Source organism: Kribbella sp. NBC_00482 (genome assembly GCF_036013725.1).
GTDB lineage: Bacteria > Actinomycetota > Actinomycetes > Propionibacteriales > Kribbellaceae > Kribbella.
Map to the genome: position 1 here is coordinate 5,007,745 of NZ_CP107881.1, position 16,513 is coordinate 5,024,257.

General features: G+C 67.8%; 13 protein-coding genes and 2 tRNA genes. 11 read left to right on the forward strand and 4 right to left on the reverse strand.

Features of this window, described 5'->3' with window-relative positions:
* Positions 1-41: 41 nt before the first annotated feature.
* Entirely contained in the window at positions 42-1,826 is a 1,785-nt protein-coding gene (locus tag OHB24_RS24570; protein ID WP_327633185.1) for a vWA domain-containing protein, read from the reverse strand.
* Positions 1,819-2,880: an ATP-binding protein gene (locus OHB24_RS24575; RefSeq protein WP_327633186.1), complete on the reverse strand. Its 1,062-nt coding sequence runs from the start codon at positions 2,878-2,880 to the stop codon at positions 1,819-1,821. The genes OHB24_RS24570 and OHB24_RS24575 overlap by 8 nt, the downstream gene beginning before the upstream one ends.
* A gap of 136 nt (positions 2,881-3,016) precedes the next feature.
* On the opposite strand from OHB24_RS24575, the gene OHB24_RS24580 reads away from it, so the two are divergent.
* From OHB24_RS24580 to OHB24_RS24595, 4 genes are all read left to right on the forward strand, one after another.
* Entirely contained in the window at positions 3,017-4,882 is a 1,866-nt protein-coding gene (locus OHB24_RS24580) for a hypothetical protein (RefSeq protein ID WP_327633187.1), read from the forward strand.
* Positions 4,883-5,242: 360 nt separating this feature from the next.
* Positions 5,243-6,292 (forward strand): globin domain-containing protein, encoded by a 1,050-nt coding sequence (locus OHB24_RS24585; protein ID WP_327633188.1) that lies wholly within the window; start codon positions 5,243-5,245, stop codon positions 6,290-6,292.
* The gene (locus tag OHB24_RS24590; RefSeq protein ID WP_327633189.1) at positions 6,289-6,957 is read left to right on the forward strand and encodes a DivIVA domain-containing protein; all 669 of its coding nucleotides are present in this window, start codon (positions 6,289-6,291) and stop codon (positions 6,955-6,957) included. The genes OHB24_RS24585 and OHB24_RS24590 overlap by 4 nt, the downstream gene beginning before the upstream one ends.
* Positions 6,958-7,080: 123 nt before the next feature.
* The gene (locus OHB24_RS24595) at positions 7,081-8,502 is read left to right on the forward strand and encodes a nitric oxide synthase oxygenase (protein WP_327633190.1); all 1,422 of its coding nucleotides are present in this window, start codon (positions 7,081-7,083) and stop codon (positions 8,500-8,502) included.
* A 222-nt stretch (positions 8,503-8,724) separates the two neighbouring features.
* On the opposite strand, the gene OHB24_RS24600 is transcribed toward OHB24_RS24595, so the two are convergent.
* Positions 8,725-8,795 (reverse strand) — tRNA-Gly (locus OHB24_RS24600).
* A gap of 106 nt (positions 8,796-8,901) precedes the next feature.
* Between OHB24_RS24600 and OHB24_RS24605 the strand changes: the two genes are divergently transcribed.
* From OHB24_RS24605 to OHB24_RS24635, 7 genes are all read left to right on the forward strand, one after another.
* Positions 8,902-8,974 (forward strand) — tRNA-Pro (locus OHB24_RS24605).
* A 77-nt stretch (positions 8,975-9,051) separates the two neighbouring features.
* On the forward strand, positions 9,052-10,446 hold the full coding sequence (gene tig, locus OHB24_RS24610) for a trigger factor (protein ID WP_327633191.1): 1,395 nt from the start codon (positions 9,052-9,054) through the stop codon (positions 10,444-10,446).
* Positions 10,447-10,553: 107 nt separating this feature from the next.
* On the forward strand, positions 10,554-10,703 hold the full coding sequence (locus tag OHB24_RS24615; RefSeq protein WP_327633192.1) for a hypothetical protein: 150 nt from the start codon (positions 10,554-10,556) through the stop codon (positions 10,701-10,703).
* Between the two features lie 100 nt (positions 10,704-10,803).
* Positions 10,804-11,427 (forward strand): ClpP family protease, encoded by a 624-nt coding sequence (locus OHB24_RS24620; protein WP_327633193.1) that lies wholly within the window; start codon positions 10,804-10,806, stop codon positions 11,425-11,427.
* A 30-nt stretch (positions 11,428-11,457) separates the two neighbouring features.
* Positions 11,458-12,069 carry an ATP-dependent Clp protease proteolytic subunit gene (locus OHB24_RS24625; RefSeq protein WP_327633194.1) on the forward strand — a complete coding sequence of 204 codons (612 nt, stop codon included), beginning with the start codon at positions 11,458-11,460 and terminating at the stop codon, positions 12,067-12,069.
* Positions 12,070-12,226: 157 nt separating this feature from the next.
* On the forward strand, positions 12,227-13,525 hold the full coding sequence (gene clpX, locus OHB24_RS24630) for an ATP-dependent Clp protease ATP-binding subunit ClpX (protein ID WP_130381179.1): 1,299 nt from the start codon (positions 12,227-12,229) through the stop codon (positions 13,523-13,525).
* A 105-nt stretch (positions 13,526-13,630) separates the two neighbouring features.
* A complete protein-coding gene (locus OHB24_RS24635) occupies positions 13,631-15,232 on the forward strand; it encodes an alpha/beta hydrolase (protein WP_327633195.1) in 1,602 nt (533 codons plus the stop codon).
* Here the strand turns inward: OHB24_RS24635 and OHB24_RS24640 are convergent.
* Positions 15,195-16,496 carry an aspartate aminotransferase family protein gene (locus tag OHB24_RS24640; protein WP_327633196.1) on the reverse strand — a complete coding sequence of 434 codons (1,302 nt, stop codon included), beginning with the start codon at positions 16,494-16,496 and terminating at the stop codon, positions 15,195-15,197. The two genes, OHB24_RS24635 and OHB24_RS24640, sit on opposite strands and share 38 nt — an antisense overlap.
* Positions 16,497-16,513: the final 17 nt, after the last annotated feature.

Sequence of the window (16,513 nt, forward strand, 5' to 3'; positions counted from 1 at the left end):
GAGCCACTCGACTACGCCTGTTCGCCCTGAGCAGACGCGGTTCACTCCAGGCGAAAGACAGGACCTCTTGCGGTGAAGGGGAGGGATGCGCCGCGGGGAATCAGCCACGCGTGCTCACGCCGTACCCGGACGACGTCGCACTGGCCGTCAGTGATGAGCAGGATCGGACCGTGGACAGGGAAGTCGTCCGCACGCTCCAGCAGGTCCACACCGGGCTGGAGAACGGTCCCGCCTCGACCGTGGACCTTGACGCGTCCGGCGATGTCGTCCACCGGCACGTAGCCGGCGTCGTACGCCGCGGCGTCGCAGTACACGACTCGCGCGGCCGGTACGTCGCGAGCGCGTGAGTACGACGCGATCGCTCCGAGTGCCTTGCCGAGCAGCTCGCGGTCCATCGAGCCCGAGGTGTCCAGGACAACGCCGTACGTCGGGAGCCGTTCCAGCTCGACCGAGCGGATCCAGCCGGGGCGTGGGATGTCCGGCGTACCGGATTGGTGCCGGGAGGCCCGTGCGTACGTGCGGGTCTTCTCGACCGCGGGGACGTGCTCCTCGAACCAGCGGGCCAGCTGTGCGTCCCAGGCGAGTGGTGGGTGGTCCAGTGCACGGATCTCCTCGATCAGTCCGGCGGGCAGCGTGCCGCGGGCTGAGTCGTGGTACGCCAGTCCGGTGCTCAGGGCGCGTCGGTAGATGTCGTCCAGACCGGCAGCCCGTGCAGCCTCACCGGAGTGCGGGAGCGGGTGGCCGAGTACGTCACCCAGCCCGACGCCGCGGAGCGTCGCCAGCTTGCGGTAGCGGCGCAGGTCCGTGGTGACGCGGTCGTAAACCTCCTCCGCGGACATGCCCTTCAGTGTCGGGTCGTGGAGCGCACCGTCGGGCATGGTGCCGACACCCATCTCCAGGAGCCACCCGTTGATCACCAGATCGGCGGCGACGTTCCACAGGTACGGGTCGCGGCCGCCGACGCGCTCGCCGTGCCGCAGCGCGGCGTGCAGCATCTCGTGGGCCATGACGAACCGCCACTCGCTCAGCGTCAGGCTGGTCAGCGGGTTCACGTAGATCTCGCCGGCGGACGCGTTGACTGCCGCGACCCGGATGTCCCAGCCGCGCGCGAGCTCAGCCTCGGCGACGACCTTCATGCTCGCTGCGATCGCACCGAGCAGCGGGTACGACGAGACGAACCAGCCGAGTGCCAGGTCCCACTTGTCACGGCCGCCGCTGCCTGCGGTCAGCGACGAGCGTGCGCCACCGGCAACTTCCACAGCTGCAGCAGCCGCAGCGGACAGACCTGCTGCGAACAGCTCACCCCAGTTAGGCGGCTTGCCCCAGCCGTTCCAGCGGGCCGTCTGCACATCAGGCGCATGACCTGCCACTCCCAGACGCTCGTACTCCACCGGTACGTCGGTGCGCCGCCACCGTCGCGCCAGCGCGTCCTCCTCCATTGCGGGGAAGTCAGGCGGCAGGTCAACGACCGGCGTACCGAGTTTGAGCGACTGGAGGAAGCGGTTGACCGCCACGTCGTATGCGGCGCAGGCGGCATGGTCAGGCTCGGGCAGGTCCCGTTCGGCGTGGCCGAGACCCAGGTGGATCAGCAGGTGCGCGAAGACCCACGACCACTCCTCTGGCGTGGCTCGGCGCGTCCGGTGCGTTCGGATCTGACCGTTCGAGTCGATCGTCGCCCAGCCGTCTGCTGGACAGCTGTCGTCGCGGAGCGGGCTGTGCGCCCAGTCCGCCATCGGCGCGAACAGCGGGTGCCGCGCGATGTTGCCCCAACCGGCTTGGATCGCCTCCCACGCCGGGTCCCGCTGTGCCTTCTTCCGCTTAGGCACGGGCCGCCACCAGCCGCGGCAGGTCGCGGCTGACTTCGACCAGGAACCACGTCGGCAACACCGGACGGCCGTCGTCGTCGGCTGCGATCACCACCTGCGCGACTTCGAGCGAGATCTCCGCCAGCTCGACCAGGAGCGCCTTGCCGCGGTGCGCGAGCTGGCGGGCCGCAGGACTCGCCGACGCCTTGTCCGCGGCCAGTTCCTTGATCAGCCGGGCACGGAACGTCTCGGCCAGGAAGTACAGCAGGTCCCGGTCCTCCGGGGCGGACGGCCAGCCGGTCTCACCCTTCAGTACGGCGTCCAGCCCGAACGCGTGCCGGACCGTCTTCACGTACGCGCGGAACGCCGACGCGTGCGCCGCGGACAAGGTGCCGAAGGCAAGGACCCGGAGCGTCTCGTCGGACACGTCGTCGCCGTACGAGTGCAGGGCATCCGACAGCATGTGCCAGCTGCGCGGCGTCGAGAACGGCTCCTCGGTCTTCGGCGGCGCGGTCCACAGGTGGTCGGGGCGGTTGCGCAGGTAGTCGAGGACCCACGGGTGGATGCCCGCCGTACCGGCCCACTGCAGCCAGTCGGTCGCGGAGGCGCGCAGGTGGACGTGCACGAGGCGGTTCACCAGGGCGCTCGCCATCGGACGGGCCAGCGCGTTGTCGGTGGCCCGGTTGCCGGCGCCGATCACCACGGACCCTTCGGGCAGCTCGTACTCGCCGATGCGGCGGTCCAGGATCAGCGAGTAGAACGCCTTCTGCACCTCGGCCGAGGAGGCGTTCAGTTCGTCGAGAAACAGGCAGTACGGCTCGTCGCGGGCGATCGCCACGGGTGGTGCGAACCGGCTGCGGCCGTCGACGATCTGCGGTACGCCGATCAGGTCCTCCGGCGCGAGCTGCGTGCCCAGGAGCGTGACGCATTCCAGACCGAGCGATTCCGCGAACGCCCGTACCAGGCTGCTCTTCCCGATTCCTGGAGCGCCCCAGAGGAAGACTGGGCGCACCACTGCCACGTGCAGCAGTACCTCGGGCAGCTCGGCTGCCGATACCGTGATTCCCGCTTGCATCCGTCCCTTTCGTCGCTGGTCAGCCTTTCAGGATCCTCTCGGGACCACGGTGTGTCACCCTGTTTTCCACCACGCTTCCGTTACTGGTGGTTACTGACTAGGGTGCGGGGGTTGTCGGAGTACTGGGGGGTCTCTCGTGCTGGGGTTTCGTGCCAAGGCGGCCATGCTGTGTGCCGTCGTACTGCTGCCGTTGTCGGCGTCACAGGTGATGGCTGCCGATCCACCGCAGCACCTGGGCGAGGGCGTTCTCGTTCCTGGGCGTACGGTGGTCGACGTCGGTCTGTCGGGCGCCCGCGTGGTCGTTTCGAACCCTGTCTACGAGACGAGCAACAACGGGACCACCTGGACCGCTTCTGGTGGCACGAACGACGGCAAGCCGCTGCAGGTCGAGGGAGCTGCGCTACTGACGTTCGACGGCAGTACGGCGAAGGTCGGTGGGCTCACGTTCCCCGCTGCGGACGAGGTGGTGCTCGGAAGGGGCGGCAAGCTCGTCTCGCATCGTGCACCGGCTGCTGCGACCGCTGAGGTGTACAACGTCGCCACCAAGGCCAAACTGGCCGACGTCGCCCCGCCGTTCGCCCTGTCCGGCGAGACGGTGTGGAAGGTGACCGAGCCGGGTCACCTGGACGGTAAGAACCTGACCACTGGTGTCGTAAAGACGGTGCTGGTCGCCAGTGCATGCACCGTCGGGCCAGACGACGTCAACGGCCGTTGGGCGATGCTGAGCGGCTGCAACCAGGTTGTCGACGTCAACGGGCCGCAGCCGCCGCGGAACCTGACTGTGGCTGCGGACGCCCAGTTGGGCAACGGATTCACCGTGCAGACGTCCGGCTCCGACCTGCTGGTCACCGACCTCAACGACCCGGCACTGGGGCAACGCCGCTACGGACCGATCCGCACCACGACCCCCAGCTTCCGGGCAGACGGCTCCGGCCTGGCGAAGATCGTGTACGCCGACGCGACCAGCAAGCCCCGCGTGATCACCCTGTCCTGGCTGACCGCCGACCCGCAGCAGCACCCGGACAGCGTCGCGCCCGTACTGGCCCACGCGTCCGCGGGCGATCGCATCCGCGACAACACCAGCCTGTCCTTCGAGTGGGCGTACGACGATCCGCAGGACCCGAACTCACCTGCGACCGGTGTGGACAGCTACGACCTGCGAATCCAGCAGCGTCCCAACCGCACCTCGCCGTACGGCGCCTGGAACCAGGTGCCCGCGTGGCAGGGACTCAAGACCACTGGGGCGAGTCTGAGTGCAGCGATCGGTACTGACACGTGCTGGCAGGTCCGTGCTCGCGACTACGCCGGCAACCTGAGTGCCTGGAGTACGTCGTACTGCAGTGAAGTGGACGGTACTGCGCCGTCCCTCGTCACATGGCGCATCGGAGACCGCGTGCAGTTGAGCGGGTCCGCGACAGTGCGCTGGGCCTACAAGGACGACACCGACATCGCGTCGTACGACGTGGTCTACAAGGTGGCCGCACCGGGCGCCGCACTCGGCAAGTGGATCTACCCCGCTGTCTGGCAGAACACGCGCATCACCGGGATCACCTGGTCGCCGCGACTCGGCTGGGACGAGTGCTTCATGGTGCGCGCCCGCGACTACCTGGGAAACCTGTCGGCCTGGTCCGCACCGATCTGCTCGGTAGCACCTGAGGACGACCGTGCTCTGACCTCGGCCGGCACCGTCACTCGTTCCACCAGCACGCTGGCCTTCCAAGGCACCACGACCATCCTCAAAGCCAACGGCGCCTACCTGACCAAGGCCACCGAGGCCGGCCTGCGAATTGCCCTGGTAGCGATTCACGGCCCGGGCCAAGGCCGCGTGGACATCTACCACGCGAACATCAAGATCGGTACGGTCTCTCTGGCCGCAGCCACCACCAGTCGTGTCGTCACCTACCTCCCTGCAACCCCTTTCCGTACAGGGCTTCTCAAGATCATCTCCACCTCGACGGCCCCCGCGGCCATCGACGGCATCGCCTTTCTCCGGGCCCCGTAGGAATTTCGGCACGTCTCAGTCCGGTTCGCGGTTTCAAGCCGTTCGGCGCGGGTAGGTTGCGGGCTGGAGACACCACGAAGGCCATTAAGACTCGGGGGCTGGACTGGGAGGGAACCCTTGTCGACGCAGTGTCTGTCGGCCGATTCGGCCGGCGACCGGCAGTACCTGATGCCCGTTTGCGGGCCGCACGTTTCAGTCGAGGAGCTGCCTTCTCGAGCCGGATAACGAATCCCTATGGATGCCAACGCCCTCCAGCGCAGCTGGGACCGGGTGACAGAGCACGGAGAACAAGTACCTCTGTACTTCTACTCGCACTTGTTCGTGTCCTATCCCGAGGTGCGGCCTATGTTTCCGCTCTCCATGTCGAACCAACGGGACAAGTTCGTCGGCGCCCTCGGCCGGATCGTCAGCCATGCCGATCAGATCGAGAACGATGCTGCCTACCTGCAGCACCTCGGCCGCGATCATCGCAAGTACGCCGTCATCGCGGAGCACTACGACGCGGTCGGCGCGTCGTTGTGCGCGACCCTGAAGCACTTCCTCGGATCGGAGTGGGACGAAGAACTCGCCGGACACTGGACCGCGGCCTACCAGGTGATCGCGCGCATGATGGTCGAGGCCGCGGAGACCTCCTCGGAGTCCACCCCTGACTGGTGGGACGCCGATGTGATCGCGGTCGAGCGGCGGACCATGGACCTCACGCTGCTGACGATCCGGCCGCGGCGCGAGTTCCAGTTCCTCCCGGGCCAGTCGGTCTCCATGGAGATCCCGCAACGGCCGAGGCTGTGGCGCTACTTCAGTCCGGCCAACGCACCGCGCCGGGACGGCTCCATCGACCTGCACGTGCAGCAGATCGACGGCGGCCAGGTGAGCCCGGCCGTGGTGCGGACCCTCAAGGTCGGCGACGCCGTGAAGCTGGGCGCCCCGGTCGGCGAACGGCTGACTCGGCGCACAGGCGACGTACGGGACGTGCTGATGGTCGCCGGCGGAACCGGTCTCGCCCCGCTGCTCGCGGTCCTCGAACAGATCGACAACGAGTGGGAACGATCGCGCACCGCACCACGGGTCCATCTGCTCCACGGGGTGCGGATGCCCTGGCACCTCTACGACCGGCCCCAGTTGCGTGAAATGGCCCAGAAGCGGCCCTGGTTCGACTACACCGAAGTTGTGTCGGATGACGCGTCTTACCCCGGGACGCGCGGAAAGGTCGGCATGGTCGCGGCCCGGCAGGACCTGTACGGGCGGACGGCGATGGTCTGCGGCGGCCCGCAGATGGTCGCGCACACGCTGGAGCGACTGGCAGGCGCCGGCATGGACCCCGAGCACATCAAGTACGAGCACTTCTACTACGGGCCCGTGGACGAGCACACGGGTACGCCAGCGCTCATCAGGTCAGGAGACAACCAGTGACCAACGGAAAGCACCGCCACGGCTCTCCGCACTACCAAACCCCGGACGCGATCCGGGGTGAAACGTTCCGGCGCAGGCTCCGGGGCCTCGATTCGGAGCAGGTGTACGGGTACATCGACCTGCTGGCCGACCAGGTGCACGCGACCGCGAGAGAGGTCAGCGAGTGCCGCGCCGAGAACGAGCGGCTCCAGGGGGAGCTGCGGCGGATCCGGGCAGAGGCAAAGCGGGTGCAGGGTGAGCTGGACGAGTACGAGCAGGTCGGTGAGCGTGTGAACGAACAGATCGTCCAGCTGTTCAGCCAAGCGCAACTGGTGGCCGAGGAGATGGTTCAGGACGTCAGCCGGGACACCCGCGAGCGCATCGGTCAGGCGCGCGCCCACGAGCGCCGGATCGTCGAGGAGGCCATGGACACGGCCGGGCAGCAGGTCCGTTCGTACGCACAGAACGCGCAGAGCCGGATGCAGTCGATCGTGGACTCGTTCTCGACCGAGGTCGAGCGGCTCGGGAGCTCGGGGGAAGGCGGCGGGCAGGCGCCCCGCCAGAAGAAGGACGCCTGGTTCGACGACCTGAGCGACTGGCAGGTCCGCCTGCAGAACGGGCACGCGAACGGGAACGGGCACGGGGGAGCGAACGGTAGCGGTCCGAGGTCTCCAGGCTCGGACTGACCCGTGCGAACTCTTCCGAACCCCGCCCGGACGGAGGATCACCGCGCGGAAGCTCCGACAAGCCGGCGGCCTGCACGAAGCCGCCGGCCCCTGGCTCTGCCACTCGCAGTTCTCGGACTGGCCGTGGCAGGCGCCGCCCTCGGCACGCTCGAACTCGGCCGGAGGGCGCCCATCGGCGTCCCGACCGAAGTAGCGATCGCGCTCAGCCTCGCAGGCCTCCTGCTCGCCCTGGGAATCTGCGTCCGTCATGTCGTCTCGGTCGGTGTCGGGGGGCAGTTGCTCCAGGTCTCCGGCGCGCGGTGGGGCACGGCCCGACGGGCTCGCCGTACGGCGGCACGATGCCCGGTGAGGGTCGCTCCGCCGCCCGATCACCCGCCAGTGCCTGGCCACCCGCTGGTGAGCCGGTCCGAGCCGGGACCTGATGTCGAGGCGCTTCGGGCCGAGGCGAAGGAGTTCCTCGAGCTCTTCCACGAGGAGGACCCGCACGCCGGACCGATCGAGCCCCGGATGACCGAGGTGATGCGTGAGATCGACACGACCGGCACCTACTGGCACACCGCCGAGGAGCTGACCTTCGGCGCCCGCGTCGCCTGGCGCAACAACAAGCGCTGCATCGGTCGCCTGTACTGGCGCAGCCTGCAGGTGCGCGACCTGAGAACCGTCACCGACGCAGGCAGCGTCGCGGCGCACTGCTTCGAGCATCTGAGGACGGCGCACAACGGCGGCAAGATCCGGCCGATGATCAGCGTCTTCGCTCCCGAGACACCGTCTCGGCCTGCTCCGAGGATCTGGAACGAGCAGCTCATCCGGTACGCCGGGTACGAGCAGCCGGACGGGCGTGCGCTGGGAGATCCCCGGTACCGCGCTTTCACGAGCAAACTGATCCAGCGCGGGTGGCGGCCGCCCGAACGGCGGGGAGCCTTCGATGTGCTCCCGCTCGTCGTGGAGACCGTCGAGGAGGGGCCGCGGATGTTCCAACTGCCGTCGCAGGCTGTCCACGAGGTCCTGCTCGAGCACCCCGAGCTGGCGTGGTTCGCCGACCTGGAGCTGCGGTGGCACGCGGTCCCGGTGATCAGCAACAACCGCCTCGTCATCGGCGGTGTCTCCTACCCGGCCGCGCCCTTCAACGGCTGGTACATGGGCACCGAGATCGGGGCCCGCAACCTGGGCGACAGCGATCGCTACGACCTGGTCCCGGAGGTCGCGGAGCGGATGGGCCTGGACACCTCGCACGACGCGACCCTGTGGCGGGACCGGGCCCTGGTCGAGATCAACCGGGCAGTCCTGCACTCGTTCAACGCGAGCGGCGTCACGGTCACCGACCATCACACCGAGTCCCGCAGGTTCCTCATCCACCTGGAGAAGGAGGAGCGCGCCGGCCGCGGCTGCCCGGCCGACTGGAGCTGGATCGTCCCGCCGATGTCCGGCTCCCAGACCCCGGTCTTCCACCGCTACTACGACGCCGCGAACGAGGTCCCGAACTTCGTCAACGACCCCGAAGCCGCCTGCCGAGGCCTACGAGGCGGCCCCCCCGCCTTCCCCTAAACCAGGAACCAGGAACCCGGAACCAATGCACCCAACCCAACCCAAGCACCCGACCCACGCACCCAACCCAACCCACGCACCCGACCCACGCACCCAACCCAACCCACGCCCTGGGGGTGCGGGTGGCGAAGCCCCCGCCCGCGCCGAGCGAAGCGAAGGCGCACAAAAGAAGAGGGCGAGGAACCCTGCGCTCTCCGCAGGCACACCTCGCCCTCTCGCCCGAGCGGGTGACGAGAATCGAACTCGCGTAGTCAGTTTGGAAGACTGGGGCTCTACCATTGAGCTACACCCGCGTGCTCAGACATGATTCCACATGAGGTGGGTCGGACTCAAAACGGTATTGCCGGGCCCCGGTGGCGCGAGCACTGGTTCCGGTCGACTACACTCGACCGGTCACTGCGGGGCGTAGCGTAGTGGCTAGCGCGCCTGCTTTGGGAGCAGGAGACCGCAGGTTCGAGTCCTGTCGCCCCGACAAACCCGTGTGGCACCGCTGCAGCGCGGGCTGTCGCGCGTGCTGTGAATGTCACCGAATCAAGGAGAACCGCCACCGTGAAGAGCACCGTCGAGTCCTTGAGCCCGACCAAGGTCAAGCTCATCGTCGAGGTGCCGTTCGAGGAACTCAAGCCGAGCCTCGACGCGGCGTACAAGAGCATCGGCCAGCAGATCGTCGTGCCGGGCTTCCGCAAGGGCAAGATCCCGCCGCAGGTCATCGACCAGCGCGTCGGCCGCGGCCCGGTGCTCGAGGAGGCGATCAACGACGCCCTCCCCAAGCTCTACTCGCAGGCGGTCAGCGACAACCAGGTCAAGGCGATCGGCCGGCCCGAGGTCGACGTGACCGAGTTCAACGACAAGGAGAGCCTGCAGTTCTCCGCCGAGGTCGAGGTCCGCCCGGAGATCACCCTGCCGGACCTGGAAGGCCTGGAGGCCGAGGTCGAGGACATCGCGATCGCCGACGACGAGGTGAACGAGCAGATCGAGTCGCTGCGGCAGCGGTTCGGCTCGCTGAACCCGGTCGAGCGCGCGACCGGCGACAACGACTTCATCACCCTGGACCTGTCGGCCAGCAAGGACGGCGAGAAGGTCGAGGAGGCACAGGCGACCGGCCTGTCGTACCAGGTCGGCAGCGGTCAGCTGCTGGACGGCCTCGACGAGGCGGTCATCGGCCTGAGCGCGGGCGAGAAGAAGATCTTCGTCACCCAGCTCGTGGGCGGCTCGCTGAAGGGCGAGGACGTCGACGTCGAGGTGACGGTGACCGCGGTCAAGGAGCAGGAGCTCCCGGAGTTCGACGACGAGTTCGCGCAGACCGCGTCGGAGTTCGACACCGCCGACGAGCTGAAGACCGACGTACAGACCCGGCTGGAGCGCGGCAAGCGGCTCGAGCAGGCCGGTGAGGCGCGCGACGCCGTACTGGAGAAGATCCTGACGCTGGTCGACGTGCCGGTCCCCGAGGGCCTGCTGACCGACGAGCTGGCCGCCCGCAAGGAGAACCTGGAGCAGCAGCTCGGGTACTCCGGGATGACGATGGAGCAGTTCCTCGAGGGCGAGGAGCAGACCCAGGACGAGTTCGACGAGGACCTGAAGAAGCGGTCCGAGGACGCGATCAAGGCGCAGTTCGTGCTCGACCTGGTGGCCGAGCAGCAGGAGCTGAGCGTCAACGACCAGGAGCTGACCGAGCACATCGTCCGGCACGCGCAGCGTTCCGGCGTCAGCCCGGACCAGTTCGCGCAGCACGCGGTGGAGAACAACCTGGTCCCGAGCCTGGTGTCCGAGGTCGTCCGCGGCAAGGCGCTCGCGTACCTGGTGGAGAACGCCAAGGTCACCGATGCGTCCGGCAACACGGTCGAGCTGAAGACCCTGCAGCCGGATGGCTCGTACGCCGACCCGGAGGCCGCCGCCGACGACGAGGCCGCCGAGGCCCCGGTCGCGGAGCCCGCGAAGGCCTGAGTACGTCTCTCCGTACGGCCCGGATCCCCTCAGGGTGGATCCGGGCCGTACGCATGTTCGCCGGAGAATTGCGACGCGACCGTAAGAAATCTGGCCTAGCGTGGCTGGTGAAACGATTTCCAGGCGAGGGGACCGGTGTGGCCGCGCTGCTGCAGGAGCCTGAGGTACGGCGGGAGCCGGAGTTGCCGGACCGCCGCGAAGTACCTGACGAGGCAGCGGTCGACGAGTCCGGGTCCGTTGTCCTGTGCGGCTGGTGAACGCACCCGAATTCGCTGACAGCAGACGAGCGGTGCGCCGTGAGCGAACACCTCCGGCCCAGCCTTAGGTCTGTCGCTCTCGCCCAGTAGTGTCGGGTTCGTGAACGAGACATTTGCAGCCAGCCCCACCGCCGCGGGCGGCAACGGATCCGGCGGGGACGACAACGACATCTACCGTGAGTTGCGGAAGAACCGGATCATCTTCCTGGGGTCCGAGGTCCGCGACGACAACGCGAACGCGATCTGCGCGCAGATGCTGCTGCTGAACGCCCAGGACCCGAACGCGGACATCTGGCTGTACATCAACTCGCCGGGTGGCTCGGTGGACTCCGGCATGGCGATCTACGACACCATGCAGTGGATCTCCAACGACGTCGCCACGGTCGGGATGGGCCTGGCGGCCTCGATGGGCCAGTTCCTGCTCTGCGCGGGCGCGAAGAACAAGCGGTACGCGCTGCCGCACGCGCGGATCATGATGCACCAGCCGTCCGGCGGTATGGGCGGTACGGCCTCGGACATCAAGATCCAGGCCGAGCAGTCGCTGCACCTGAAGGCGCTGCTGTTCCGGCTGATCTCCGAGCACACCAGCCAGCCGCTCGAGCAGGTCGAGAACGACGCCGACCGGGACCGCTGGTTCACCGCCGACCAGGCGAAGGAGTACGGCTTCATCGACCACGTGGTCACCAGTGCCGCCCAGCTCAGCTCGGGCAGCCCGAACTCCTGATCTCCCACTCCGTCAGTTAAGGACGCACCAATGAACTACTTCATCCCGCAGTGGGAGGAGCGCACGTCGTACGGCATGCGCCGGATCGATCCGTACACGAAGCTGTTCGAGGACCGCATCATCTTCCTCGGCACGCCGATCACGGACGAGATCGCGAACGCCGTGATGGCGCAGCTGCTCTGTCTGCAGTCGATGGACTCCGACCGCGACATCAGCATCTACATCAACTCCCCGGGCGGCTCGTTCACCGCGCTGACCGCGATCTACGACACCGTCCGCTACATCAAGCCGGACGTCTCGACGGTCTGCCTCGGCCAGGCCGCGTCGGCCGCCGCGGTGCTGCTCGCCGCCGGTACGCCGGGCAAGCGGTTCGCCCTGCCGAACAGCCGGATCATCATCCACCAGCCGGCCACCGAGGGCACCTACGGCCAGTCGAGCGACATCGAGATCCAGGCCAACGAGATCCTCCGGTTGCGCGCGCTGCTGGAGAAGATGATCGCCGACGCGAGCGGCAAGGACATCGAGGACGTGTCCCGCGACATCGAGCGGGACAAGTTCCTGACCGCCGAGCAGGCTGTCGAGTACGGCCTGATCGACCAGGTGTTCGAGTCTCTCAAGGCCCCGGTCCCGGCCGGCGTCTGAACGAGTTCAGTTCAGCCCGGGTCGGTCTGACCGGTTGTCAAGAGCAAGACGCGTTCGCCACCGGCGTAGTCACAACCCGGTGGCGGGCGCGGTTTTTAGGCCTTGGACGGGGTACCGTCGAAATCGGTCCGACTGCGCATAGAAGGGATCTGCCCCAGTGGCACGCATTGGTGACGGCGGCGACCTGCTCAAGTGCTCGTTCTGCGGCAAGAGTCAGAAGCAGGTCAAGAAGCTCATCGCCGGTCCCGGCGTCTATATCTGCGATGAATGCATCGATCTCTGCAACGAGATCATCGAGGAGGAGCTGAACGAGGGCTCCGAGGTCGGTCTCACCGAGCTGCCGAAGCCGCGCGAGATCTACGACTTCCTCAACGCGTACGTCGTCGGTCAGGACGTGGCCAAGAAGGCACTCGCGGTGGCGGTGTACAACCACTACAAGCGGGTCCGCGACGGCCAGGGCGCCTCGAGCGCCGGCCGGCACGCGAAGGACGAGGCCGTCGAGCTGGCCAAGTCGAACATCCTGCTGATCGGCCCGACGGGCTGCGGCAAGACCTACCTCGCCCAGACCCTCGCCCGGATGCTGAACGTCCCGTTCGCGATCGCGGACGCGACGGCGCTGACCGAGGCCGGGTATGTCGGTGAGGACGTCGAGAACATCCTGCTGAAGCTGATCCAGGCGGCGGACTACGACGTCAAGAAGGCCGAGACCGGGATCATCTACATCGACGAGGTCGACAAGATCGCCCGCAAGAGCGAGAACCCGTCGATCACCCGCGACGTGTCCGGTGAGGGTGTCCAGCAGGCGTTGCTGAAGATCCTGGAAGGCACCACCGCGAGCGTTCCGCCGCAGGGCGGTCGCAAGCACCCGCACCAGGAGTTCATCCAGATCGACACGACCAACGTGCTGTTCATCGTCGGCGGCGCGTTCGCCGGCCTGGACCACATGGTCGAGCAGCGGGTGGGCAAGAAGTCCCTCGGCTTCAACACCGTGCGTGAGCCGGAGAAGCCGAAGGAGCTCGGCGGGTACGCCGACGTGATGCCGGAGGACCTGCTCAAGTTCGGTCTGATCCCCGAGTTCATCGGCCGGCTCCCGGTCATCACGACCGTCTCGCCGCTGGACCGCGACGCGCTGATCAAGATCCTCTCCGAGCCGAAGAACGCGCTGGTCAAGCAGTACCGGCGGCTGTTCGAGATCGACAACGTCGAGCTGGAGTTCGACGAGGACGCGGTCGAGGCGATCGCCGACCAGGCGCTGCTGCGCGGCACCGGCGCCCGTGGTCTGCGGGCGATCATGGAAGAGGTTCTCCTCAACGTGATGTACGAGGTGCCGAGCCGTGAGGACGTCGCGAAGGTCGTCGTCACCGGCGAGGTCGTGCTGGAGAACGTGAACCCCACGCTGATCCCGCGCGACCAGATCGAGCGCACCAAGCGCGACCGTCGCGAGAAGAGCGCGTAAGAGCTTCACGCTTCAGAAGGAGGCCGGGTCCGTCAGCAGACGGGTTCCCGGCCTCCTTCTCGTGGTGGACGCGACGCGAGGTTCGGCCCACCTACGGTCGGTGACATGACGCCCAGAACATTCCTTCGAAGACTGTCCGTCGTCGGCGTGGCCCTGGTCCTGCTGACGCCGATGACGAGCGCAGTGGCCCAGGCGAAGTCCGTCGTACCGAAGATCGCGTGGGGCAGCTGTGGAGCCGACCCGAAGCTGAAGCCGTTCCAGTGCGCGACCGTCGAGGTCCCGACCGACTACGACAAGCCGCACGGCCCGACCACGACGATCGCGTTGACCCGGCTGCCGGCGAGCGACCCCGCCCACAAGATCGGCACGCTGTTCACGAATCCAGGCGGTCCTGGCGGCTCCGGTGTCGACCTGGTGCAGCAGGCCGGGCAGCAGATCTACACACCGGATGTGCGGGCGAGGTTCGACATCCTCGGGTTCGACCCGCGCGGTGTGAGCCGCTCGGATCCGGCCACCTGCTACCCGACGGCGGCCGAGGAGTCGAAGGCGCTGGCGAACGTTCCGGCGTTCCCCGTGACCGCGAAGGAAGAACGCCAGTTCATCGTCGATGCGGCGAAGGTCGCGATCAGCTGCCGGACCACGTCACCGGATCGGCTCGCGCATTACTCGACCGCGAACGTTGCCCGTGACATGGATCTGCTGCGGCAGGCGGTCGGCGACCAGAAGCTGTCGTACGTCGGCTACTCGTACGGCACGTACCTCGGTGCGACGTACGCCAAGCTCTTCCCGAACAAGGTTCGTGCGCTTGTCCTCGATGGCACGCTGAGCCCCGAGTGGTACTCCGGCTCGAACGGCGACCCGAACCCGGTCGGTGTCCGGCTGAAGCAGGGAGAGGGCGCGTACGACACGTACGAGCAGTTCCTGGCCGAGTGCAAGAAGGCGGCCGCGGACTGTGTGCTGAACCAGCTCGGCGACCCGAAGACCGTCGTGGAGAGCACGCTGCAGCGGCTGAAGACCCACCCGGTCGACGTCGCCCTGCCGGACGGCTCCACGCTGACCGTGACGTACGCCGTAGCGGTGGCGATCACGTTCTCCAACCTCTACGACCCAGCCGGTTTCCCCGGGCTCGCGGAGATGTGGGCCCAGCTGAACCAGCAGCCCACTGCGAAGAAGGCAGCAAAGGCACCGGAGGCACTGATTGAGTGGAACCGCCGCAAGGAGGACTACACCACCTCGATCGGCAGCGCGCTCCAGCCGTGCGTCGAGGCCAAGCAGTCCGGCCGCGGTCCGCTGGCGTACCCGACGTACGCCGGTGCCGCCGACCAACGCGCTCCGCACTTCGGCCGCTACCGCGCCTGGATCGGGATCCAGTGCGAGTTCATGCGCATCCGCGACACCGACGACTTCCGCGGTCCATGGCAGAACAAGGTGCAGCAGCCGGTCCTCGTGTTCGGCACCCGCCACGACCCGGCCACGCCGTACGAGGCCACCCGCCCGTACGCCGACCTGTACCCGGACGCCCGGATGGTCACCGTCGAGGGCTACGGGCACACCACGATCGGCAAGAGCACCTGCGCCGACGCAAGGATCACCGACTACCTGACCCAGCTGAAGGCCCCGGCCGACGGCTCGAGCTGTGCCCAGGACCGTAAGCCCTTCGATCCGTTGCCTACAGGGAAGAAAGTACTGACTCCGCTACCGCGATAGTTTCGTCGACCTGGTCCGCGGTGTGCTCGGTGGACAGGAACCACAACCCCCGCGGGACGATGCTGATGCCGGCAGCGAACAACCCCGCGTGGAAGCGAGCCATCGCGGCCCGGTCGCAGGCAGCGAACGTGCGGTAGTCGGTGACGGCGGCCTGGTCCGTCATGTACGTCTGGAACACCGGACCGGGCCCGTCCACGAGCAGCGGCACCCCGTGCTTCGAAGCAGCGCTGCGCAGACCGGCCATCAACCGTTGCCCTGCGGCGATGAGCGGTGGGTACACGTCGTCGCGGTGCTCGTCGAGATGACGCAGTACCGCGTCGGCGGCCGCCATCCCCACCGGATGCGAGTTGAACGTCCCGGCGTGCGCCACCTTGCCGTCCGCAATCGTCCCCATCACCTCGGCCGAGCCGACCAGCGCGGACACCTGCATGCCGCCGGCCATCGCTTTCCCGAACGCGGCCAGATCGGGTACGACGCCCAGCAGTTCACCCGCCCCGCCCGGAGCGACCCGGAACCCGGTGATGATCTCGTCGAAGATCAGCAACGACCCGTGCTGCCGGGTCAGCTCCCGAAGTCCTTCGAGGTAGCCGTGGGCGGGCGTGATGCAGCCTGTGTTGCAGAGCAGCGGCTCGAGGATGACCGCGGCGATCTCGTCCCCACTGTGTGCGAACACCTCAACGACGGCAGATAGATCGTTGTAGGGCAGGACGATCAGGTCGTCCGCGTCGTGCCGCGGCTGGCCCGCCGTACCGCCGACCGCGGTGGGGCGCCGGGCGTCGCCGGCCAGAGCGAGGTCCGGGTGCACGCTGTAGAGCACCGGGTCGAGCCAGCCGTGGTAGTTGCCCTCGAACTTCACGATCTTCGGCCGCCCGGTGTGGCCGCGGGCGAGCCGGATCGCGCCGTGCACTGCCTCCGAGCCGACGGTGTTGAAGCGCACCAGTTCCGCTGCAGGCACCATGCTGCAGAGGCGTTCGGCGACCTGTGCCTCCAGCTCGTGCTGGGCGGCGTACGCGACGCCACGGCGTACCTGGTCGGAGACCGCGTCGGCGACGAGTGGTGCGGCGTGGCCGAGGAGGTTCGGGCCTTGGCCGAGCACGTAGTCCAGGTACCTGTTGCCGTCCACGTCCCACAGTTCGGCGCCGCGGGCGTGGTCCACGAACAGCGGCCGGTCGGCTCGACGGGCGTCGCTGGAGACACCGCCTGCGATCACCTGTCGGGCGCGCGCGTACAGGCGGTCTGCGTGGTCGTGACGGCGAGTCTGCACAGGCTTCTCCAAAAGGT

Excerpts from the sequence above, each read along its gene's own strand:
- OHB24_RS24575 (WP_327633186.1), bottom strand. The coding sequence starts at position 2,880 with ATGCAAGCGGGAATCACGGTATCGGCAGCCGAGCTGCCCGAGGTACTG.
- OHB24_RS24585 (WP_327633188.1), top strand. The coding sequence starts at position 5,243 with ATGTCGAACCAACGGGACAAGTTCGTCGGCGCCCTCGGCCGGATCGTC.
- OHB24_RS24625 (WP_327633194.1), top strand. The coding sequence starts at position 11,458 with ATGAACTACTTCATCCCGCAGTGGGAGGAGCGCACGTCGTACGGCATG.
- OHB24_RS24635 (WP_327633195.1), top strand. The coding sequence starts at position 13,631 with ATGACGCCCAGAACATTCCTTCGAAGACTGTCCGTCGTCGGCGTGGCC.